The sequence below is a fragment of the Elusimicrobiota bacterium genome, assembly GCA_028718185.1.
Classification (GTDB): Bacteria; Elusimicrobiota; UBA8919; order UBA8919; family UBA8919; genus JAQUMH01.
In genome coordinates this window covers 949,676-970,161 of sequence record JAQUMH010000001.1, presented here as the reverse complement: position 1 = coordinate 970,161, position 20,486 = coordinate 949,676, and the positions used below count along the sequence as shown (strand labels likewise).

At 36.6% G+C, this 20,486-nt stretch carries 20 protein-coding genes; all 20 read left to right on the top strand.

The genetic code is table 11. The features are described 5' to 3' along the window. On the top strand, positions 1-263 hold a 263-nt coding region (locus PHE88_04660; protein ID MDD5687107.1), incomplete at its 5' end, for a T9SS type A sorting domain-containing protein. 138 nt (positions 264-401) lie between these two features. After that, positions 402-2,147, top strand: coding sequence for a DUF6067 family protein (locus tag PHE88_04655; protein MDD5687106.1), 1,746 nt, complete (start codon positions 402-404; stop codon positions 2,145-2,147). Positions 2,148-2,202: 55 nt separating this feature from the next. Continuing rightward, positions 2,203-3,303 carry a P1 family peptidase gene (locus PHE88_04650; GenBank protein MDD5687105.1) on the top strand — a complete coding sequence of 367 codons (1,101 nt, stop codon included), beginning with the start codon at positions 2,203-2,205 and terminating at the stop codon, positions 3,301-3,303. Between the two features lie 4 nt (positions 3,304-3,307). Then, the gene (locus PHE88_04645) at positions 3,308-4,045 is read left to right on the top strand and encodes an amino acid racemase (GenBank protein ID MDD5687104.1); all 738 of its coding nucleotides are present in this window, start codon (positions 3,308-3,310) and stop codon (positions 4,043-4,045) included. A gap of 400 nt (positions 4,046-4,445) precedes the next feature. Beyond that, a complete protein-coding gene (locus PHE88_04640) occupies positions 4,446-6,113 on the top strand; it encodes a carboxypeptidase regulatory-like domain-containing protein (protein ID MDD5687103.1) in 1,668 nt (555 codons plus the stop codon). Positions 6,114-6,179: 66 nt separating this feature from the next. Next, a complete protein-coding gene (locus tag PHE88_04635; protein ID MDD5687102.1) occupies positions 6,180-7,115 on the top strand; it encodes a hypothetical protein in 936 nt (311 codons plus the stop codon). 111 nt (positions 7,116-7,226) lie between these two features. Continuing rightward, positions 7,227-7,913, top strand: coding sequence for a response regulator transcription factor (locus PHE88_04630; protein ID MDD5687101.1), 687 nt, complete (start codon positions 7,227-7,229; stop codon positions 7,911-7,913). 7 nt (positions 7,914-7,920) lie between these two features. Then, positions 7,921-9,681, top strand: a complete 1,761-nt coding sequence (locus PHE88_04625) for an ATP-binding protein (GenBank protein ID MDD5687100.1) — start codon at positions 7,921-7,923, stop codon at positions 9,679-9,681. An 87-nt stretch (positions 9,682-9,768) separates the two neighbouring features. Then, entirely contained in the window at positions 9,769-10,722 is a 954-nt protein-coding gene (locus tag PHE88_04620; GenBank protein MDD5687099.1) for a porin, read from the top strand. 31 nt (positions 10,723-10,753) lie between these two features. Next, entirely contained in the window at positions 10,754-11,617 is an 864-nt protein-coding gene (locus tag PHE88_04615) for a PstS family phosphate ABC transporter substrate-binding protein (protein MDD5687098.1), read from the top strand. Further along, entirely contained in the window at positions 11,614-12,489 is an 876-nt protein-coding gene (pstC, locus tag PHE88_04610; GenBank protein MDD5687097.1) for a phosphate ABC transporter permease subunit PstC, read from the top strand. The genes PHE88_04615 and pstC overlap by 4 nt, the downstream gene beginning before the upstream one ends. 230 nt (positions 12,490-12,719) lie before the next feature. Further along, on the top strand, positions 12,720-13,589 hold the full coding sequence (gene pstA, locus PHE88_04605) for a phosphate ABC transporter permease PstA (GenBank protein ID MDD5687096.1): 870 nt from the start codon (positions 12,720-12,722) through the stop codon (positions 13,587-13,589). After that, positions 13,583-14,335: a phosphate ABC transporter ATP-binding protein PstB gene (gene pstB, locus PHE88_04600; GenBank protein ID MDD5687095.1), complete on the top strand. Its 753-nt coding sequence runs from the start codon at positions 13,583-13,585 to the stop codon at positions 14,333-14,335. The genes pstA and pstB (PHE88_04600) overlap by 7 nt, the downstream gene beginning before the upstream one ends. 4 nt (positions 14,336-14,339) lie before the next feature. Then, positions 14,340-15,092 carry a phosphate ABC transporter ATP-binding protein PstB gene (gene pstB / locus PHE88_04595; protein MDD5687094.1) on the top strand — a complete coding sequence of 251 codons (753 nt, stop codon included), beginning with the start codon at positions 14,340-14,342 and terminating at the stop codon, positions 15,090-15,092. Positions 15,093-15,236: 144 nt separating this feature from the next. Then, the gene (gene phoU, locus PHE88_04590; protein ID MDD5687093.1) at positions 15,237-15,911 is read left to right on the top strand and encodes a phosphate signaling complex protein PhoU; all 675 of its coding nucleotides are present in this window, start codon (positions 15,237-15,239) and stop codon (positions 15,909-15,911) included. Positions 15,912-16,042: 131 nt separating this feature from the next. Then, the gene (locus PHE88_04585; GenBank protein MDD5687092.1) at positions 16,043-16,912 is read left to right on the top strand and encodes a hypothetical protein; all 870 of its coding nucleotides are present in this window, start codon (positions 16,043-16,045) and stop codon (positions 16,910-16,912) included. 15 nt (positions 16,913-16,927) lie between these two features. Beyond that, complete coding sequence (locus PHE88_04580; protein ID MDD5687091.1) at positions 16,928-17,764, top strand: hypothetical protein; 837 nt, start codon at positions 16,928-16,930, stop codon at positions 17,762-17,764. 215 nt (positions 17,765-17,979) lie between these two features. Then, positions 17,980-18,291, top strand: coding sequence for a preprotein translocase subunit YajC (gene yajC / locus PHE88_04575; protein MDD5687090.1), 312 nt, complete (start codon positions 17,980-17,982; stop codon positions 18,289-18,291). Further along, on the top strand, positions 18,288-18,953 hold the full coding sequence (locus PHE88_04570; GenBank protein MDD5687089.1) for an HD domain-containing protein: 666 nt from the start codon (positions 18,288-18,290) through the stop codon (positions 18,951-18,953). Before yajC ends, PHE88_04570 begins: the two co-directional genes overlap by 4 nt. Positions 18,954-19,043: 90 nt before the next feature. Continuing rightward, entirely contained in the window at positions 19,044-20,474 is a 1,431-nt protein-coding gene (gene secD, locus PHE88_04565) for a protein translocase subunit SecD (protein ID MDD5687088.1), read from the top strand. The last annotated feature ends 12 nt before the right edge of the window (positions 20,475-20,486 follow it).

Here is a 20,486-nt window from a genome sequence, read left to right as displayed (position 1 = left end):
GTATAAAAGTATATCCAAGCCCGTATAATCCGGTGAAGAATGTTCAGGGATTAAACATAGAAGGCTTAACAACAGGAGCAGTAGTAAAGCTCTATACGGTAGATGGAGAATTGGTAAGGGAATTAGTGGAAATAGGTAATAGTGGTAAGGTGATATGGGACGGCAAGAATGACGGTGGTAAGGGAGTAGCGAGTGGAGTATATATTATATTTATAGAAAACAGCACAGGAGTAAAGAAAATAAAGATTGGGGTGGAAAAATAAAGGTAAAGAGTAAAAGCAGATAGAGAAGAACAGTAGATAAAGGTAAAGATAATTTTTCTTTAACTGACTTATCTCTCTACCTGATTCACTCTTTATCTGTCTCACCTCTTTACATGTCTCTCTAATGGAGGATGGATTATGAAATGGAAAAGCTTTTTGAGTATAGTAGTATCAGTAACTGCAGTTGTTGGTTTGTTGGTGAATGTTTCTACAGCAGCAGTGGTGTATGACGCTTTTGTTGAAAACTCAATGGTAAGTGTATTTCGGGACAAAGGATTTATCGGTAAAACTAAATCCATAGAACTATATGCAGCTAAAGATGAGTATGAACCTGCTCAGATAATTATAATACCAAAAGGTAAAGAAGACCTTAAGGGCATCAAGGTAGAATTTAGCGATCTTACTTATGCGCTGCCGGGTAATGATGAAGGCGATGTCTTTAAGATAAATAAGGCTAATTTTGAATATCATAATGCAGCATATGTAATTATGGAAGCAGGGTATTGGTATTTTAAAGATCTTAATGACGGCCAAAAGCAATCATTCCTAAATGCACGCCATCTTAAATCCATTGATGAACTTATCGGATTACGTCCTGACCCATTAAAATTAGACAAAGTATTTGATGCACATACTAATAATAACAATACAGTCTGGCTTACTTTTTATGTACCCAAAGATACGGTAGCAGGAACATATACCGGAACGGTTTCTATTATTCCAAAAAATGGTAAACGAACAGATGTAAAAGTTTCCTTAAAAGTATGGGATTTTGTTTTAATAAAAGAATGTCCTTTAGAACTACGTCCTTGGGGAGATACTAGCGCTATGGCTGACGCTACTGGGATACCATATCTCGAATGTACAAAAATGAAGGCAAAACATATGATTAAACTTCATCGCGGTAACACATACATATCATGGGGTCCATCATCTGAAGGTTCTTACGATACATTTGATGAAGAGACAGAAGAACTTATAAAACTTGGTATGAATAAATTCTGGTTTTTAATAGATATGCGGTATTTTTATCCTGATGGTCCTCTTCGTATTAAGAACAATGATGAGCGTATGGGACCGGAGCGACAAGCGATTCTTAAAAGATTATACAACCATTTGAAAGAGAGGGGCTGGTTAGATAATTTTAGGTTAACTACTTGGGATGAGCCTGACTTTCTAAAAGCAGGTATTCTTGAAAAATGGCAGCAATCACAAAAGGAGATAATAGATGCCGGATTTACTAATTTTGATACACCATTTACCGGTCGTGCTTTAGGGTGTCTTGATAAAATGATAGGTTATACCGGAATATGGTGTGCTCATCTTGGTCTTTGGGAAGGCGAGATAACCGATTTTTTATTAGCAAGAAAGAAAGCAGGTGACAGGATAGGCTGGTATTGGGGCGCCACATTAGTTGCTCCTGGTTACATGCAACACAATCTTTTAGTAGAACAAAGAAATATCTATTGGCTTGCTTATAAATATAATATTGATTTTTTCTCTTTTTTTGATTATGACCTTGGTTTCAGAGAACCACTAAGCAAAATATGGAAAAATCAGGAAGAACTATATCCAATTATAAGAAGTTATATTTATCCCAATTCCACACTTGATAAAAATAATCCGTTTTTGAGTTCAATCCGCGAAGAGGTTTTGCGAGAAGGCAGAGAAGATTATTGTTATTTATATATGTTAGGGCAATTAGTTGAAAAAAATAAAAAAGAAGGAAACACTCAACTGACGAAAGAAGGAGAAGACGTTATTACAAAAAGTTTGAATATTGTTGCTCGGAATATGACAGATTATTCCACAAATCCTTCTGATATATATCAAGCGAAAAAGATGGTTGCTGAAGCTATTTTAAAACTATCAAATAAAAAATAAGTGACAAATATTTCATGTTGAATTCATTGGCTGATTTAGTGTGCGGTAAAAATTTATGTCTAAAAATATGCGGCCAAGAGTAAAAGATCTGAATATAAAAATTGGAACTTTACCTTGTGGTAAATTTAATGCCATAACAGATGTTAAAGGGGTTAGGGTTGGGCATACCACTTTAATTAAAGGTGAAGGTCCTCTTATACAAGGCAAGGGACCTGTCAGAACAGGAATCACTGCGATAATTCCTTGTGAAGACAATATTTTTCAGAAAAAACTTGTTGGTGCTGTCCACATTATTAACGGGTTTGGAAAATCAGTAGGACTTTTTCAAATTCAGGAAGTTGGAGTAATAGAATCACCTATACTTCTTACCGGCACATTAAATGTATGGAGAGTAGCAGATACTCTCATAGATTATCTTTCAAAAGAAAACACAGGAATTTTTTCTTTTAATCCGATAGTTGCTGAATGTAATGATGCGTTACTTAATGATGCTTTGGGTAGACATGCAGGTAAAGAACATGTATTAAAAGCAATAGAGACTGCACAAGGCGGAGAAGTTGAAGAAGGGAATGTCGGTGCCGGTGTAGGAATGTCATCTTTCGGATTTAAAAGTGGTATAGGTACATCTTCACGAATAATTTCTACTCTTTCAGGTGAATATACAATAGGTGTTTTGGTCTTGATGAATACCGGAAAAGAAGGGGAATTAAAGATTAACGGTGTTCCGGTCGGTTTAAAACTTCAAAAAAAAGAAACTGGACAGAAATCATTTGACGATGAAAAGGGAGGTTCTATTATAATTGTAGTAGCAACAGATGCACCTCTTTCTTCAAGACAACTAACAAGAGTCGCAAAACGTGCAACATTTGGTTTGTCCCGTACTGGAGCAACTGCCTCTAATTCTAGCGGAGATATAGTTATAGCATTTTCAACAGCAAATCGTATACCTCATACTTCAGAAAAAAACGTTTTAAATACGATTGAGATACACGAACCAATAATTACTGAGTTGTTTGAAGGAGTAATTGATGCTACTGAAGAGGCAATTATAAATTCTGTCTTAAAAGCAGATACTTTAACAGGTATAAATGGTAAGGTATTTAAAGGGATACCAATTGATGAAGTCGTTAAAATAATGAGTTTTGCAAACATATAATTCAATGAAAAAAATTGTTGGAATAATTGGTGGTATGGGACCTTTGGCAACTATTGACTTGTTTCAAAAAATAGTGAATTTAACGCCGGTAAAAAGAGATCAAGACCATCTAAGAATAATTATTGATAATAACCCGGGAATTCCGGATAGGACAGAATCTATTTTGAATAAAAACAAAAGACCACTTCCGTATCTAGTTAAAAGTGCAAAAAAATTAGAAAAGATGGGCGTTGATATTATCGCGATTCCCTGCAACACTGCTCATTATTTTTATGATGATTTACAAAATGAGATAAAAGTACCTATCATAAATATGATAGATGAGGTAGTTGATACAGTAAGCAGTGAATTGAAAAAATTACCTAAAAAAATAGGATTACTTGCAACCGATGGTACAATAAGAAGTGGAATTTACCAGGGGCCTCTTAATAATGCTGATATAAAAATTATCGTCCCAAATAAACTTTTACAAAAAAAAGTTATGAATCTCATATATGGAAAAAAGGGAATCAAAAGGAATAGTATAATTACTAAAGAAGTGCAGAATGAATTTAGAAAAATTATCAGTTGGTTAACTAAAAAAGGAGCGAGAGCAATAATAATAGGATGTACAGATATTTCTTCGGCTGTAAATCCTAAAAGGTTTTCTGTGCCAATAATAGATTCAAATTTAGTATTAGCAAAAACAGTGATACGTAGAATCGTCTCGCCTTTGCAGATGGGTTCCCATTCGTTCCACTGAATGCTTTAAACGGAACTCCGTGAAATTCCACTCGACAAGACCCTCGCCTCGCTCTTAAAAAGGTAGAAAAATGTTGCCCCCGCTACCCGCCGCGAATTTATAGAACTAATTAAAAATTTTCATCATACAAAAATTATTGCCGGGCATGATATGGAAATGGTAAAAGAAATATGCGATAGAGTAGTCATAGTTAATAGAGGTAGTAAAATTACCGAAGGTCCACCAATCCAAATTTTTGCTAATTAAAGAGCTGCTTTTAACAAACCATCTTATGTAGTCCTGCTTGTAGGAAAATAGATTATAAAAGCAATTGACAAAGATTTTTAATTTGTTATAATTACCAAAAGTAAAATTTACAAAAATACAAAAAGGAAAAAGTTATTTTTTTAGGGGGGGTTGTATGAAAAACCAAAAGTCAGAAAACAAAAAACAGAAGATAGGAATGTTGCAAATTTCTGTTATTCGTTTCTTATTACTCGCTACTTGTTATTTGTTACTTGCTACTAAAGGTTTTTGTGCCGGATGGAGTCTTCAGACAGTCGATTCAGGAGATGATGTCGGCGATTTTACTTCTATAGCACTCGATTCAAACAATTATCCACACATTTCTTATCACGATAATACAAACAATAGTTTAAAGTATGCTAAATGGAACGGTACTGCATGGTCAACTACAACAGTAGATACGGGTTTTCTGGGAGAAGATACTTCCATAGCGCTTGATTCAAATAATAATCCACATATTTCTTATCGTTCTAACTCAGATGGTTTAAAATATGCGAAGTGGACCGGTACTGTTTGGTCAACTTCAACAGTTGATTCATCATCTCTTTCGGGTTGGTATACTTCCATAGCGCTTGATTCAAGTAATAATCCGCATATTTCTTATTATGATGCTATGAACTATGATTTAAAGTATTCCAGCTGGACAGGTACTTCATGGGTAATTTCAACAATTGAATCAGATGGTGATGTGGGCACATATACTTCTATAGCTGTTGATTCAAAGAATTATCCGCATATTTCGTATTGTCATAGCACAAACGGGCAGCTTAAATATGCTAAATGGACAGGTACTGCATGGTCAACTTCAACAGTTGTTGTTGGAGGTTACTATAGTTCTATATCGCTTGACAGTAATGATTATCCACATATTTCTCATAGCGATAACATAAGTCCTGGTTTAAGGTATTCAAAGTGGGATGGCGCTTCATGGACAACTGACTTAGTTGATACAGTAGGGCAGGTGGGTTTCTATACTTCCATAGCGGTTGATAGTAATAATTATCCGCACATTTCTTATTATCGTAGCGGTGGTGCCGGATTATTTGGTTTAAAATATGCAAAGTGGACAGGTACTGCATGGACCACTGAGTCAGTAGACGCAGTAGGTGATGTAGGTTGGTATACTTCTATAGCTCTCGACTCAAATGATAATCCGAATATTTCATATCGTGATTTTACAAACTCTGATTTAAAGTATGCGAAGTGGGTTCCGGATGTTGTTACCTATTTCATAAAGGGATATGCGAAGGATTCAGCCGGAACGGCGATAAACGGTGTAAGTATTAACTTGACAGGAGCAAGTCAAGGGGTTACAACTACAAATAGTTCCGGTTATTATGAGTTTTTAAGCTTAGCTAAAGGAAGTTATACAGTGACAGCGTCTAAAACAGATTACACTTTTAGCCCTGTTTCAATAAGTACAACATCGCTTTCAATAAGTGTCAGCAACTGGGATTTTGTAGGGACATATACCGCAAAAGCAGCAAATTCCACAGTGACACAATCCGGTGAAGTGAAAGTTGTTGGTGGAACTGAAAGCAGGGGCGCAGTAAATCCCGATAAGGGTGAGTCGGTTAAAGTTGATTTCAAAGGAACGGAAGTCGGAAAGTTTGAATGCAGGATATTTACATTAACCGGTGAACTTGTCCACGATGAGACGAAAGAAAATCTCTCAGAAGGCAGGTTTGAATGGATACCCAAAAATATAGCATCAGGAATATATGTTGTACATATCAAAGGTCCCGGTGTCAGTATCCATAAAAAAATGGCGATAGTAAGGTAGGAAGAGTCAAGTTAAAAGTTAAAATTAAAATATAAAAAAATAGATATAGAAGTACATGGAGGGGTTATGAAAAGAAAAATTTTTAAACTGTTGGTAGTTTCCCAATTTATCGGACTTGTTTTTTTTATAAATCAGGTAAATACGGTTTATGCAGATTTCGGAAAATCCGGCTGGTCGATTTTCAAAAAAGTGCAGTCGGCAAAGTTCAAAGCGATGACAACAGTTACCGGGGTTCGCGGTGATTTATCCGGTGTGTTTTATAACCCCGCCGTTCTGGGGACTAATCAACAACGGGAGATATTTTTTATTTCAGAACTTGGATTATCCGATGACAAATTAGGCGGTTTAGTTTATGGAGAACCATTGAAAAATGGTATGATTGCCGGCGGAGTTGCATATTATGATGCAGGAATTATGGAATTAAACTGGCTTGAAGGCGGTGAACTTAAAACAGCAAATGTTTCTGCACAGAGGGATTTGTTCGGGTTGTTATCTTACGGGCATAAATTCAGCGATAGTCTGTTCGGAGGTGCATCGCTGAAATTTGCATCAAGCAAGATCATAGAACGGGAGTCAGCAATTGCTTATGTCGGAGACCTCGGTGTATTTTATCTTCCGACAGAAAATTTATCAGTTTCGGCAGCGGTTCAAAATCTCGGTTCATCAACAAAGTTTATTGAGAAAAAAAATCCGCTTCCCTCATCCGGTTATTTAGGAAGCGGTTATTTTTATAAATCAGGGAAATATTATATTATTCCCGGAGTCGGCGCAACCTATAATATTGAAGATAAAGAACTAATTCCTGAGTTGGGATTTGAGTTTGGTTATGAGGTTGTCTCTTTAAATATCGGCTACAGATTCAATGTTGAAGAAGCGAAACTGCATTTCGGTTTAGGTATCAACTGGAAAAATATTGATTTCGGTTACGCATATATACCCGGACTTTATCTTAATACGACAAACAGAATAAGTGTCGGTTACAGATTCGGTCTCTCAAAGTAAAACGTACTTGAAAATAAGATGTAAATTGGTCTAATAAATTTTTAATCCCGTTAATCCTATCTCATGGACACACGACCTCATCCAAAATCTGGAAAAGCACCAATTATCTCTATGTCAAAAGAAAAAATATTAGTGGTTGATGACGAAAAAGATATTTTAGAACTTGTAAAATATAATCTTGAAAAAGCCGGCTATAGCGTTATGTCGGCGAAATCAGGTGGCGAAGCACTGGATATTATAGATATAAAGCCGTCGTTGAAGCTTATTATACTTGATATAATGCTGCCGGGATTGAATGGTCTTGAAATTCTAAAAAGAATAAAAAAGGATAAGGAAGTGCAAAGCATACCGGTTATAATGCTTACCGCAAAGGGTGAAGAATCAGATATTATAGAAGGGCTGAGATTAGGTGCCGATGACTATATCACGAAACCGTTTAGTATAAAAGTTCTTATTGAACGTATTAATGTGATTTTAAGAAGGGCAAAGCAGGATGCTAGACATGCAGATGTTTTAGAAAAAGGCGATATAAAAGTAAATCTCTCTACATATGAAACCACCGTAAAAAATATTCCGGTAAAACTTACTTCTATCGAATTCAAACTGCTCGCCTTTCTTATGGAAAATAGCGGAAAACCATTTACCAGAGAACAACTCTTAGATAATGTTTGGGGTGATGAGATTGCAGTAGTTGACAGAGCTGTCGATGTCCATATTACCTGGTTAAGACAAAAGCTTGGTAAGTACGGGAGTAGTATTGAGACCATTAGGGGAATAGGATATAAATTCAAAGGTTGATATTTATATGAAAGGAATCTTTAAGAGACTTTTTGTAACATATGTTTTTATCATTGTAGTTTCTTCAACTATAATTGCGGTATTTGCAGATTATGTGTTTAAGGAATATTACAGGGATGAAATCGCACACGAACTCGAAATATCCGCTGTGCTGGTTGATGATATTTTGGGAAATGTAGCTATTTTCAAAAATACATCCGAATTACAGAGTTTAGTAAAAAGATTGGAAGAAAAAATAAAAGACAGAATTACAATAGTTGGTTTGGACGGTTTTGTGATTGCCGACTCCGAGTCAAATCCAAAAACGATGGAAAATCATAAAAACAGGCCGGAAATAGAAAGGGCATTATCCGGTGTTACGGGAAAAAGTATAAGGTATAGTAATACTCTTAATGTAGATATGATGTATGTGGCTATACCATTAAGGTTTCGCGGAAAGACTATTGGAGCGATACGTCTGTCAATGCCCCTGAATAATGTCAATAAGAAAATAAAAAGAATACATAAGATAATAATCGTTGCAGTTTTTATCGGTATTCTTGCTGCACTTTTGCTCAGTCTTGTAGTGGGTAAATCTTTTGTTAAGCCTATATTAATAATGAGAGCCGTTGCAGAAAAAATAAGTAAGGGAGATTTTAGCCAGAAACTTGATTTCAAGTCGTATGGCGAAATTGCTCAGTTGGGCAATAGTCTTAATGTGATGTCCGAAGAACTACAGAAAAAAATCAGTGAGATTATCAAGGAAAAGAATGAGCTTTCAGCAGTATTATCAAGCATGTCTGAAGGTGTATTAGTTGTTGAGGAGAGCAAAAAAATAGTTCTTATAAATCCGGCATTGTCGAAAATGCTCTACTTCCGGTCCGAAGATGTCGCAGGAAAATATTATTGGGAAGTGATAGGGAATGAAGAGATAAACAGTTTTATAGAATCTGCTATGGGTATACAACAATCTTTAAAAAAAGATATAACAATACTTTTACCAGAAGAACACCATATCGAAATACATACATCGTCTATATTTTATGATCATAGAAAACTCTTTGGTATTGTGTGTGTTTTTCATGATATGACACAGATTAAAAAACTTGAAAAAGTCCGAACTGAGTTTGTCGCTAATGCATCACATGAGCTTAAAACACCGCTTACTGCAATTATCGGATTTGTAGAGACTCTTAAAGAAGGTGCGATAAATGACAGGGAAAAAGCGATGGAATTTCTTAGTATAATTCAAGATAACACAACACGTTTAAAAGACCTCGTTAACGACCTCCTTACAATATCAATGGCAGAGTCCAGGGAATTTAAGTTGAATTTGGGAAAAGTAAATCTTAAAGAACTTATCAATAGTATATTAGTTGTATATAAATCGAAGATGGAATCTAAAAAACAGAAAATAATAAAAGAAGTGTCTGCAGACATACAAAATATAACTGTTGATGAAGAGAAGTTCAGGCAGATAATTTCTAACCTTATTGATAATGCTGTAAAATTTACCGGTGAAAATGGAGAAATTAAAATTAAATGTTTATCTGCAGGTGAAAATATAAGAATTGAAATATCTGACACAGGCATAGGCATATCAAAAGAACACCTTCCCCGCATTTTTGAAAGATTTTACCGCGTTGACACTGCCCGTTCACGGGAAATGGGTGGTACAGGTCTAGGACTTGCAATAGTAAAACACCTTGTAATGTTACATAAAGGTAACGTATTTGTAGAAAGCCAACCTGGAAAAGGTTCTGTCTTCACAATAGTTCTTCCAAAATGAAATTTCCACCTTAACAAAATCTTAATAATTTCTTTATTTAACCTTAATATTGATTTTCTATAATTATACCATAGTTTGGGAGGTAACATGAAATTATTAAAAGTCGTATCGTTGGTAAGTATGGTATTTTTTGCTGGTTCAATAGTTTACAGTGAAGCAGAATATCCAAAGATTGTGCCAAGCGGATACATAAACACAAGGTATACGGCAGATGAGACAGCCGGAGCCAAAGACGGTTTTTCGCTTACTAATGTAAGAGTCGGTGCGAAAGGAGACATGACGGCAAAGATTTCATTTGCTTTTTCTGTAGAAGGAACGAATACGGATATAAACAACAACAAGATGTTGTATGACGCATATATAGATATAAGAAGCATAAAATATTTTGGATTGAGAGTAGGGCAATATAAATACAGATTGACATTGGAAAACGTAACATCAGATACAGACTTGGAAATGATAAACAAATCATTGGTGGTGAGCAGTCTTGTAAATCCCACACGAGATATTGGAATAGAATTTAATAGAAGTTTTATAGTGAATGCGGTTAAGACGGACTGTTATCTGGACGTGCTGAATGGCAGCGGAATGAATCAGTCAGATGAAAACGATTACAAAACAATAGTTGGAAGGATTGTAGTCAGTCCTGTGAAAGGTTTAAGTTTTGGCGGTTCAGTTTATGACGGAAGAATAAGCACAAGCAGTGTGGTTAAAAACAGGAGAGGGCTGGAATTGAAATACGAATACCAGAAAATAATGTGCAAAGCCGAATATTTGTGGGGAAAAGATGCTAATGTTAAAAAAGAAGGATATTATACTACGGTGGGTTACAGCATAATTCCGGAGGTGATGCTGCTTGCCAGATATGATATTTATGATGCCAGTATAAATACGCCTGGAGCAAAAAACAAACGGCTGACATTAGGAATAAACTATTTAATAGACAAAAATCTGCTGTTAAGAAATGATTATGAAGTAAAAATGGAATCACCCGAAATAAAAAATGATTTAATTGTGACCCAACTGCAGGTGAAGTTTTGAGTTCCAGGATAGTTATTTATAAGGAGGCAGTATGAAAAAATGTTTATGTTTAGTCGCGATATGCTTGTTTGGAATTATGGCAGGATGCTCAAGAAATTCCGGAAATAGTATTCAGGTAAAAGGGTCTGATACTATGGTCAATCTGGTACAGGTGTGGGCGGAAGAGTTTGATAAAGAAAATCCCGGCGAAAATATTTCGGTTACCGGCGGAGGTTCCGGCACGGGGATTTCTGCATTCGTCAATAACAGCTGTGACATAGTTTCCTCTTCCAGAAAAATGACCGCCGAAGAGACCGCTCTTGCCGTAAAGAACGGCATAACACCCAAAGAATATGCAGTGGCGCTCGACGGCATAGTTGTTGTGGTAAATCCAAATAATCCTGTGAAAAAACTTACACTTGAGCAACTCAGGGATATATTCACAGGTAAAATAAAAAACTGGAAAGATGTTGACGGGAAAGATTCAAATATAGTTCTTTTATCCAGAGAGATTAATTCAGGTACACATGTTTTCTTTAAAGAACATGTACTTAGAAAAGGCAATCCGAAAGGTCCGGAGGAGTTTGCAAGTAGTTGTCTGCTTTTACCGTCTTCGCAAGCGGTGGCAGATGAGGTTTCGCAGAATTCTGATGCCATAGGATATTATGGTATGGGATATATTTCTAAAAATCAGAAGATTATAGCCGTTGCAAAAAATAAAGGGTCTGCGTATGTTGAACCTTCAATAGAAACTGTTCAAAAAAATATTTACCCGATTTCAAGACCATTATTTCTTTACACGAAAGTTGATGCGAAAGAATCTATAAGGAAATTCGTAGATTTTGTATTTTCAAAAACGGGCCAAGAAATAGTAAAGAAAACGGATTTTGTCCCGATAGGGACAGTAAAAAAATGAATAAGATTGGAAAAGTAAAAGAATTTTTTATTGAAAAGCTCATAGTTATATGCGGGAGCCTTTCTATAATATTCGTAATCCTGATTTTTATTTTTCTTGCAAGGGAAGGACTGTCATTTTTTAAGTATGAGAGCGTGAAAGAATTTATTTTAGGGAGAAATTGGTATCCGCTTTCCAATCCTTCACAGTTTGGGGTACTTCCTTTAATAATGGGTTCAGTGATGGTTACTTTGGGAGCTATGGCAATCTCTATTCCTCTTGGTGTTGCATGTGCGTTTTACATAGCGGAAATAGTTAATCCGAAAATGAAAGATATTCTTAAAACAGGTATAGAGCTTTTAGCAGCAATACCAAGCGTAGTTATAGGTTTTGTCGGTATGGTTACGTTGGTACCTTTGGTTAAGAATCTTTTTCATTTGCCTACGGGTCTAACGGCGCTTTCCGGCTCAATAATGCTTGCATTTATGGCTATGCCGACAATCGTATCTATAGCAGAAGATGCCATAACTGCGGTTCCGAAACGCTACAAAGAAGCAGCGCTTGCACTCGGTGCCACTCATTGGCAGGCGATATATAAAGTTATTCTAATTGCAGCCGCGCCGGGAATATTTGCGGCAATTATGCTTGGCATAGGCAGAGTAATAGGAGAAACGATGGCGGTTATGATGATTACGGGCAATGCCGCTGTAATACCTCACACTTTGCTGGAACCGGTCAGGACACTTACGGCAACTATTGCAGCAGAAATGGGCGAAGCTATAAGAGGAAGCAATCATTACTATGCTTTGTATGCTGTCGGAATAATTTTATTCATAATTACATTTATCATAAACTTTATAGCCGATATCTTTTTACACAGAATAAAAAAATGACCCCGCCACTGAACCGTTGGCGGGCATGCCTGTCAATAAATTGTGCGGGAAAGTATCTTGGGTATTGTCTAGTGAGAGACTACTGAGGTGTCATTGCGAGGAGTCCCGCAGTAAGCGGGACGACGAAGCAATCTTATCTGTAAAAGAGATTGCCGCGCTCCCATTGGTCGCTCGCAATGACCAACAAAGAAGATTTTTCACAAGTTTCTAATGGCGAAATTGGAGTCAGAATGATAAAAGCAAAAATAAGATTGTTTAATCCTAAAGTAAGCCAAAAAATTGCCTTTACAATATTACTCTTGTCGACACTTGTAACTATAATTCCGGTTGTGATTATTATTATTATTGTTATAAAAAACGGGCTCAGCGCCATAAATTGGGAATTTTTGACATCAATGCCAAAAAACGGGATGCGCGCGGGTGGAATCTTTCCTGCAATCGTCGGTACATTTTATTTAACGGTCGGCGCTACTATTTTCTCTCTTCCACTAGGTGTTCTAGCCGCAATATATCTTTCGGAATACGCAAAAGAAAATAAATTTACAAGGATACTTAATCTTGGTATTGTCAATCTTGCCGGTGTACCTTCAATAGTCTACGGGCTTTTCGGTCTTTCATTGTTTGTTATTTATATGAAATTAGGAGTTTCGATTTTGTCGGGATGTCTGACCTTAGCGATTATGGAACTTCCATCGATTATAACCGCGACTAAGACTGCACTTAACAGCGTTCCAAAACAGTTCAGAGAAGTAAGTTTGTCTTTGGGTGCAACAAAATGGCAGACTATAAGATATGCTGTTCTGCCGTATGCATTACCTGGAATAATAACCGGCACAGTTTTAAGTAATGCAAGAAAAACCGGAGAGACGGCGCCGATTCTTTTTACCGTAGCCGCATTCTATCTGCCGCGACTGCCTTCTTCTGTGTTTGACCAAACTATGGCGTTGCCTTACCATCTTTACGTAATTTCCACCCAGATTCCCGGAATAGGGAAAAATATAACTTACGGGACGGCGCTCGTGCTGATAATTTTTACTTTGTCGTTAAATCTGGTAGGTATAATAATAAGAACTCGTTTAAGGCGGCAAAAAAAATGGTAAACAATATCAAAATTGTTGTTAAAAACTTTAATGCGTGGTTTGACGGAAAACAGGCAATAAAATCTCTGAATATGGAAGTGTTTTCCAATGAGATACTTGGTATAATAGGTCCGGCAAACAGTGGAAAGACAACTTTTCTGAGAACGCTCAACAGGTTAAATGATTTAGAAGATAAGTTCAAAATAGATGGCGAGATTTTGCTGGACAATCTTAATATTTACAAAGACATAGATGTTAATCTACTGAGAAAAAAAGTCGGTGTAATTTTTGCATTGCCGATTTCATTGCCTATGTCTATTTATGATAATGTTTCCTATGGTCCAAGAAGGCACGGAATTAAAAAAGGGCTGGATGAAATCGTGGAAAATAGTTTAAAATCCGCATATCTTTGGGATGAGGTAAAGGATAGACTCAATGAATCTGCGTTAAATCTGTCCGGCGGGCAACAACAGCGGCTTTGTATTGCACGGACATTGGCAGTTGAGCCGGAAGTTATTTTATTTGACGAGCCGTGTTCGGGGCTGGACCCTATTTCAACTGCAAAAGTTGAAGAAGCAATGGACAAACTTAAAAAAAAATATACAATTATATTGGTAACAAACAATGTTAAGCAGTCCGCCAGAGTAAGCGATAGAACTGCATTTTTTCTCTCCGGAGAACTAATAGAAATAGATTCTACTGAAAAAATTTTTACAGCCCCAACAGATAAAAGAACAGAAGATTATGTTTCCGGAAGATTTGGGTAAAAAAATGAATGACATAATAGTAGAGAATCTTAACTTGTGGTATGATAAATTTCATGCTTTGAAAGATGTAAGCATGAAAATCAATGACAAAAAAATTACTGCTATAATCGGTCCTTCCGGATGCGGGAAGTCCACATTGCTAAGAGTATTTAACCGGATGAACGATTTGATTGAAAAAATAAGAATAGAAGGCAGGATTATAATCGATGATGAGAATATTCTTAGTCCGGAAACTGATCTTGTCGGGTTAAGAAGAAAAGTGGGTATGGTATTCCAGAGACCGAATCCGTTCCCATTATCGGTATATAAAAATATAACTTTCGGTCTGGAAATTCACGGTATCAGCAGTGAAGATTCTTTTAATGAAATAGTTGAAAACAGCCTAAAATCGGTTTTGTTATGGGATGACCTGAAAGACAAACTTAAAAAATATGCTCTTGACCTTAGTTTGGAACAACAGCAGCGTTTGTGTATAGCAAGACTTGTTGCGGTGAAACCGGAAATATTACTGATGGATGAACCCTGTTCGGCTTTGGACCCGGTTTCCACAGCGAGAATCGAAGAGCTGATGATTGAACTTAAAAAAAACTATTCAATTGTGATTGTTACTCATAATATGCAGCAAGCGGCACGAGTGTCAGATTATACCGCATTCATGTATCTCGGTGAACTGGTTGAATACGACAATACTAATAAAATTTTTACAGTACCGGAAAAAAAACAGACAGAAGATTATCTAACCGGCAGGTTTGGTTAAGAGTTGCTCAGAGCAAATTTTCCTGAAACGCTTCCTTGAGGTCGCTCTACAATTTACTCCTGGAAAAAATAAGTCGTAAATTGAGGTTCTGGGAAATTTCTCTTTCGCAACTAATTAATTAAATGATAAAAACGGAGGATTAAAATGGAAAGGCATTTTGATGAAGAATTAGAACAACTGAAATCAAAGCTTTTGAAGATGGCATCATTAGTGGAGGCAATAATAGCAAAATCTATTAAGTCCCTTGAAGAACGGAATCCGGAGCTTACCAAGAATGCATATGAAGAGGAAGATGCAATCAACATGCTGGAAATAGATATAGATGAACAATGTCATAAACTTCTCGCATTAAGACAGCCGATGGCGATTGATCTCAGATTTATAACTTCCGTAATGAAAATCAACAGTGATTTGGAAAGGATGGGAGACCTTGCGATAAATATAGTAAACCGGACTAAGATTATTTTACAGTATCCACAGTTGAAACCGTTAAATAATATTCCTCAAATGGCGGTTCTTGCTCAGGATATGGTAAAAGAAAGTTTGAATTCTTTAGTTAACCGTGATTCCAAGGCAGCAAGAGAGGTATGTAAAAAAGACTATAAGGTAGATGATCTTAATGATGAATTATTCAGAAAACTCCTGACATACATGATGCAGGACCCAAAAAATATTGAAGCTGCAATAGATTTAATACTTGTAGCAAGGAATATAGAACGGATTGCCGACCACGCAACCAACATTGCAGAGGATGTTATATATCTTTTTGAAGGCAAAACTATTAAACATCATATTGAAGAAAAAAAATTAAAACAGTAATAAACAAACCAAGGCAATGGTTTGAAAGAACGAGCTATTAATATTTGGTATATTAAAATATTGACAAAATGGCTAATTTGTTATATAAATATATAAAGTTTAACCAGAAATTTTAACAGGAGGTGGACTTAATGAAAAAAGTTTTAGGAGCATGTTTTGGTGTATTGCTTCTGGGTTCAATTGTTGTCGCAGAACCGATTTTGACCGAAGAGTCAAAATGTCTTGGGAAGGGGAACCTTGAAATCGGGCTTGGTGCCTCGTATGGGGTTGATACTTGGACGATTAAGGAACAAACAAACAGCGCCGACTATAAAGTAAGTTTAATTTCAGTCGGTCTTCCGATAAAATATGGTGTAAGCGACAAATTGCAATTCAATTTGAACGTTCCTTACAGGTCATGGAAATATAAAGTAGACCCCGACTCGTCATATTTGTCCGAATATAAAGCAGGAATGGGACAGATAGGAGTGGGTGGAAAACTTGCATTTTCTGAAAGTTTAGCAATGGCGGTTGACGTCCAGACGCCTACAGGTGATGTGGACAAAATGCTAGGCGAAGGAACAGATGCCGGACTCATGTTAATTATATCCGGTAATCTTAACTCGTTAAAAGTTTCCGTAAATACAGGTTATATTCTTAAAATGAAATATAAAGATAAGAATAAAATAGAATGGGATCCCGGTGACCCGTTAATTGTAAAAGGTGCCATTGAATATCCGATAAACAAATGCTCCCTCATAGGCGAAGCACAATTTCAGAGTTTCGGGAAAACAAAGTATACGCCGAACGGTGGAACAGCAACAGACTGGATAGATTCTAACGGTTCAACTCTTGATTTTTTGGTAGGTACTCAGTACATAAAAGACGCAATGAAACTTAAACTCGGGTTTGAGCTGGCGGCGGGGAGTGAGGACTACAGGGCAGGAAATACGCGTTTCAATTTTTATGATTCATGGGACTGGAAGGTAATTCTTTCCGGTGCTTATAAATTTGAAATTTAATGGGGGGTGGATTAAATGAAAAAATTTAATTTATTTATAATTCCGGCTTTAATTGGAGCGATGGTATTGGCCGGATGCGGAAAAAATGAAAAGAAAACAGCGCTTTTGACCGGTGTCGCAACAGCAACCAGCGGGCAATCGGGGAGCGGTGGACAGCCTGCTACTAAAAGTACTACTGCAAGCATAGCAGCAAACAGTGCAAGCATGGCAGCAAGAGCCGGTGCTTCCGGCAGTATAACAGGGTTTGCGCCGCATTTGGCAATTGCAAATGCAGAACAAAGAGTTGCTACGGGGCTAACTGGCCCGGATGCTGACGGTTTTTTCACCTATCCTAATTTTACCGGGACAACTATGAAAATCAAATTTCTTAACACAGCGGGTGGATGGCTTCACCTCAATCAGGAGATGATAGGTCTTGCAAAAATTAATGTAAAAATTACATCAACATATGCTTTCGGAGTTTTTACCGGTGATTTCTATATTTTAGAAACCGTTGCTACCCTAACTGCCACAACAGAAACTATGGAATCCGGTACGATAACAACGGCTGACCCGGTAGGGGGTACATTTAGTGCCGTAATTTCTAATATGGTGATGGAGAAAACAACGGTAGCCGGCATCCCGATGGGTATTCCGATTAGCGGAACTATGGCAATAACCGGTTCTTCAGGATATACAGGAACCAACACCTATAGCAAGGATGGTTCAACCTACAAATGCGAAGGTCCAATTTACTATAACGGTGCCAAAGTTGCAGATGTGTATCTTACATTTAGTACAACTTTTGGAAATTACACAGGTTATTATATAGATGCCACCGATACAACCGGAACACATATTGCAATAGAATAACGAGATTTCTTAGGAATATTTGCCGTTTGGCAGATTATGTCTAATGTTAAATAAAAAGAGTTCATAGAGTCGTAGACCCTATAACCCTATAACCCTATAACCCTATAACGCTAAAACTCTATAACAGACATTCATTACACATTTTTTTATTGCTATTTTTTTATTATTTTGTATAATTAAACAATTCTGTATTTTTCCAAAAGGAGGATAGTTATATGCCAGGACAAGCAGTTGCACCGGGAGTCTCAATATTTACGTCGTTGATGCCTATTTTTTTAATTTTTATAGTTTTCTATTTTTTATTAATTAGACCACAGGGAAAAAAACAAAAAGAACTTCAAAAGATGTTAAACAATCTGAAAAAGGGTGATAGAGTAATTACTACCAGCGGGATATATGGTAATGTCAATGAAATTCAAGAAAACATTGTAAAATTAAAAATTTCAGAAAATACTAATATCCAAATACTTAAATCTGCAATTTCCATAGTAGTAACTGAACCAGTTAAAGAAATTATAAGCAAATGAGCGAAATTACATTAGAAGTTATCAAAGCGAACCCAAAAGTAGTTTCACTCTTAGAAGCGGCAAATGAATATCTTGGAGTTATTGGTTATACCGAGCATGGTTTCAGGCATGCTGATATTGTTGCCAATCTTGCTAGAAATGTTTTAACTCATCTTAATTTGGAAAAACCGCTTCCTGAACTTGCAGCAATTGCCGGTTATCTTCATGATATAGGAAATGTTGTTAACCGCAGTGACCATATAGCATCCAGCGCTTTGATTGCTATGGATATTCTTAACGAGTTGCAGATGCCGCCTGAGGAAATAGCAATAATAATAAGTGCAATAGGTAATCACGAAGAACCTGCCGGGGAACCGGTGAATCCGGTTGCAGCAGCGTTAATACTTGCTGATAAAGCGGATGTTCATAGAAGCCGGGTAAGAAACCCGCAATTGATTGGGTTGGATATTCACGATAGGGTTAATTATGCAGTTGAACGGTCATTTTTACGGGTTGACGATAAAAATAAAATAATTTCTTTGGAACTTACAATTGATACTAATATTTCACAGGTAATGGAATATTTTGAAATATTTTTAACCAGGATGCTGATATGTAAAAAAGCAGCAGAATTTCTAAAAACAGATTTTGATTTATATATAAACGAAACAAAATTACTCTAGGGGCGATTAAAAATTGGAAATATTAAAAGATTGTAAGATTTTAAATCTTGTAATCTTTTTAATCTTTTTAATCTTTTAATTGAATTTGAAATGGATGCTAAAAAATTTAAGTGGTTGATTTTTTGGGTTGTATTATTGGGTTCGATTTATTTTCTGTGGCCTACTTTCTTGTGGTACAGGATGTCTCCGGAAGAAAAATTGAAATCGCAGCAAGCAAAAGAAAGTATCGTTGGTAAAATTTTGAATTTAGGGCTTGATTTGCAGGGTGGTATTCATCTCGTTCTTGAAATTGACAGTACAAAACTTGAAAAAAATATTAGTGTTACTGATGCGCTGGACCGTGCAATAGAAATTATAAGGAACCGTATCGACCAGTTTGGAGTATCCGAACCGTTTATAGCGAAGCAGGGCGAAAAATGGATTGTCGTTCAGCTACCGGGAATAAAAGATCCGGATAGTGCAATTGATTTAATAGGAAAGACTGCACTTCTTGAATTCCGTCTTGTTGAAAATACAGGTGCAATTGAAAAAATATCTACAAAAGCAAGAGACATGGGACTTCAATTAAAAGAGATTTACGATGAAAACCACAAACCAAAAAAAGAATTTGTTGATTTGATTCCCAAGGGTTATGAAGTTCTTCCCGGCAAAGAAGAAGGATATTTTTTGGTCACTACATCCGCACAAATTACAGGTGCATTTTTAACAGATGCAAAGGTAAAGATAGGTGGGCAATATAATATGCCTTATGTAGGGATTGATTTTAATAAAGATGGTGCCAAAATATTTTCAGCAGTTACTGAGGCGAATATTGAGAAGCGGCTTGCGATAGTTCTTGACGGGGTAGTTCAATCGGCGCCGGTTATACGTTCGCGAATTCCTGATGGACATGCAATAATAGAAGGTAGTTTTACTGCTGACGAAGCGTCCGGGCTTGCAATTGTTCTTCGTGCAGGTGCATTACCTGCCCCTGTAAGAGTAATTGAAAACAGGACTATCGGACCTTCGCTCGGGCGTGACTCTGTAAAAGCAGGGCTTACTGCCTGTTTTATAGGTTTTATTCTTGTCATGGGTTTTATGTTTTTTTATTACAAAATGTCCGGGTTGATTGCCAACATTGCAGTTCTTTTGAATATACTCATTCTTCTTGGGTTAATGTCACTCTTCCATTCGACACTTACTCTTCCCGGTATCGCCGGGGTAATTTTAACAGTCGGTATGGCTGTAGATGCAAATGTTCTTATTATTGAAAGAATGCGGGAAGAATTGAGAAATGGTAAAACAGTAAGAGTAGCAATTGATTTGGGCTATGAAAAGGCATTTTCTGCTATACTTGATTCAAATGTAACCACACTTATTGCTGCTGCGTTTCTTTTCCAATTTGGAACAGGTCCTGTAAGAGGTTTTGCAGTTACTCTTACCCTGGGTCTTATAGCTTCAATGTATACAGCAATTGTTGTTACACATCAAATTTATGACGGTTGGTTGGCTGGCAGACAAGTTGATAAATTGTCAGTATAAAAGAACGCTAAA

Excerpts from the sequence above, each read along its gene's own strand:
- PHE88_04655 (MDD5687106.1), top strand. The coding sequence starts at position 402 with ATGAAATGGAAAAGCTTTTTGAGTATAGTAGTATCAGTAACTGCAGTT.
- PHE88_04650 (MDD5687105.1), top strand. The coding sequence starts at position 2,203 with ATGTCTAAAAATATGCGGCCAAGAGTAAAAGATCTGAATATAAAAATT.
- PHE88_04645 (MDD5687104.1), top strand. The coding sequence starts at position 3,308 with ATGAAAAAAATTGTTGGAATAATTGGTGGTATGGGACCTTTGGCAACT.
- PHE88_04640 (MDD5687103.1), top strand. The coding sequence starts at position 4,446 with ATGAAAAACCAAAAGTCAGAAAACAAAAAACAGAAGATAGGAATGTTG.
- PHE88_04635 (MDD5687102.1), top strand. The coding sequence starts at position 6,180 with ATGAAAAGAAAAATTTTTAAACTGTTGGTAGTTTCCCAATTTATCGGA.
- PHE88_04630 (MDD5687101.1), top strand. The coding sequence starts at position 7,227 with ATGTCAAAAGAAAAAATATTAGTGGTTGATGACGAAAAAGATATTTTA.
- PHE88_04625 (MDD5687100.1), top strand. The coding sequence starts at position 7,921 with ATGAAAGGAATCTTTAAGAGACTTTTTGTAACATATGTTTTTATCATT.
- PHE88_04620 (MDD5687099.1), top strand. The coding sequence starts at position 9,769 with ATGAAATTATTAAAAGTCGTATCGTTGGTAAGTATGGTATTTTTTGCT.
- PHE88_04615 (MDD5687098.1), top strand. The coding sequence starts at position 10,754 with ATGAAAAAATGTTTATGTTTAGTCGCGATATGCTTGTTTGGAATTATG.
- pstC (MDD5687097.1), top strand. The coding sequence starts at position 11,614 with ATGAATAAGATTGGAAAAGTAAAAGAATTTTTTATTGAAAAGCTCATA.
- pstA (MDD5687096.1), top strand. The coding sequence starts at position 12,720 with ATGATAAAAGCAAAAATAAGATTGTTTAATCCTAAAGTAAGCCAAAAA.
- pstB (MDD5687095.1), top strand. The coding sequence starts at position 13,583 with ATGGTAAACAATATCAAAATTGTTGTTAAAAACTTTAATGCGTGGTTT.
- pstB (MDD5687094.1), top strand. The coding sequence starts at position 14,340 with ATGAATGACATAATAGTAGAGAATCTTAACTTGTGGTATGATAAATTT.
- phoU (MDD5687093.1), top strand. The coding sequence starts at position 15,237 with ATGGAAAGGCATTTTGATGAAGAATTAGAACAACTGAAATCAAAGCTT.
- PHE88_04585 (MDD5687092.1), top strand. The coding sequence starts at position 16,043 with ATGAAAAAAGTTTTAGGAGCATGTTTTGGTGTATTGCTTCTGGGTTCA.
- PHE88_04580 (MDD5687091.1), top strand. The coding sequence starts at position 16,928 with ATGAAAAAATTTAATTTATTTATAATTCCGGCTTTAATTGGAGCGATG.
- yajC (MDD5687090.1), top strand. The coding sequence starts at position 17,980 with ATGCCAGGACAAGCAGTTGCACCGGGAGTCTCAATATTTACGTCGTTG.
- PHE88_04570 (MDD5687089.1), top strand. The coding sequence starts at position 18,288 with ATGAGCGAAATTACATTAGAAGTTATCAAAGCGAACCCAAAAGTAGTT.
- secD (MDD5687088.1), top strand. The coding sequence starts at position 19,044 with ATGGATGCTAAAAAATTTAAGTGGTTGATTTTTTGGGTTGTATTATTG.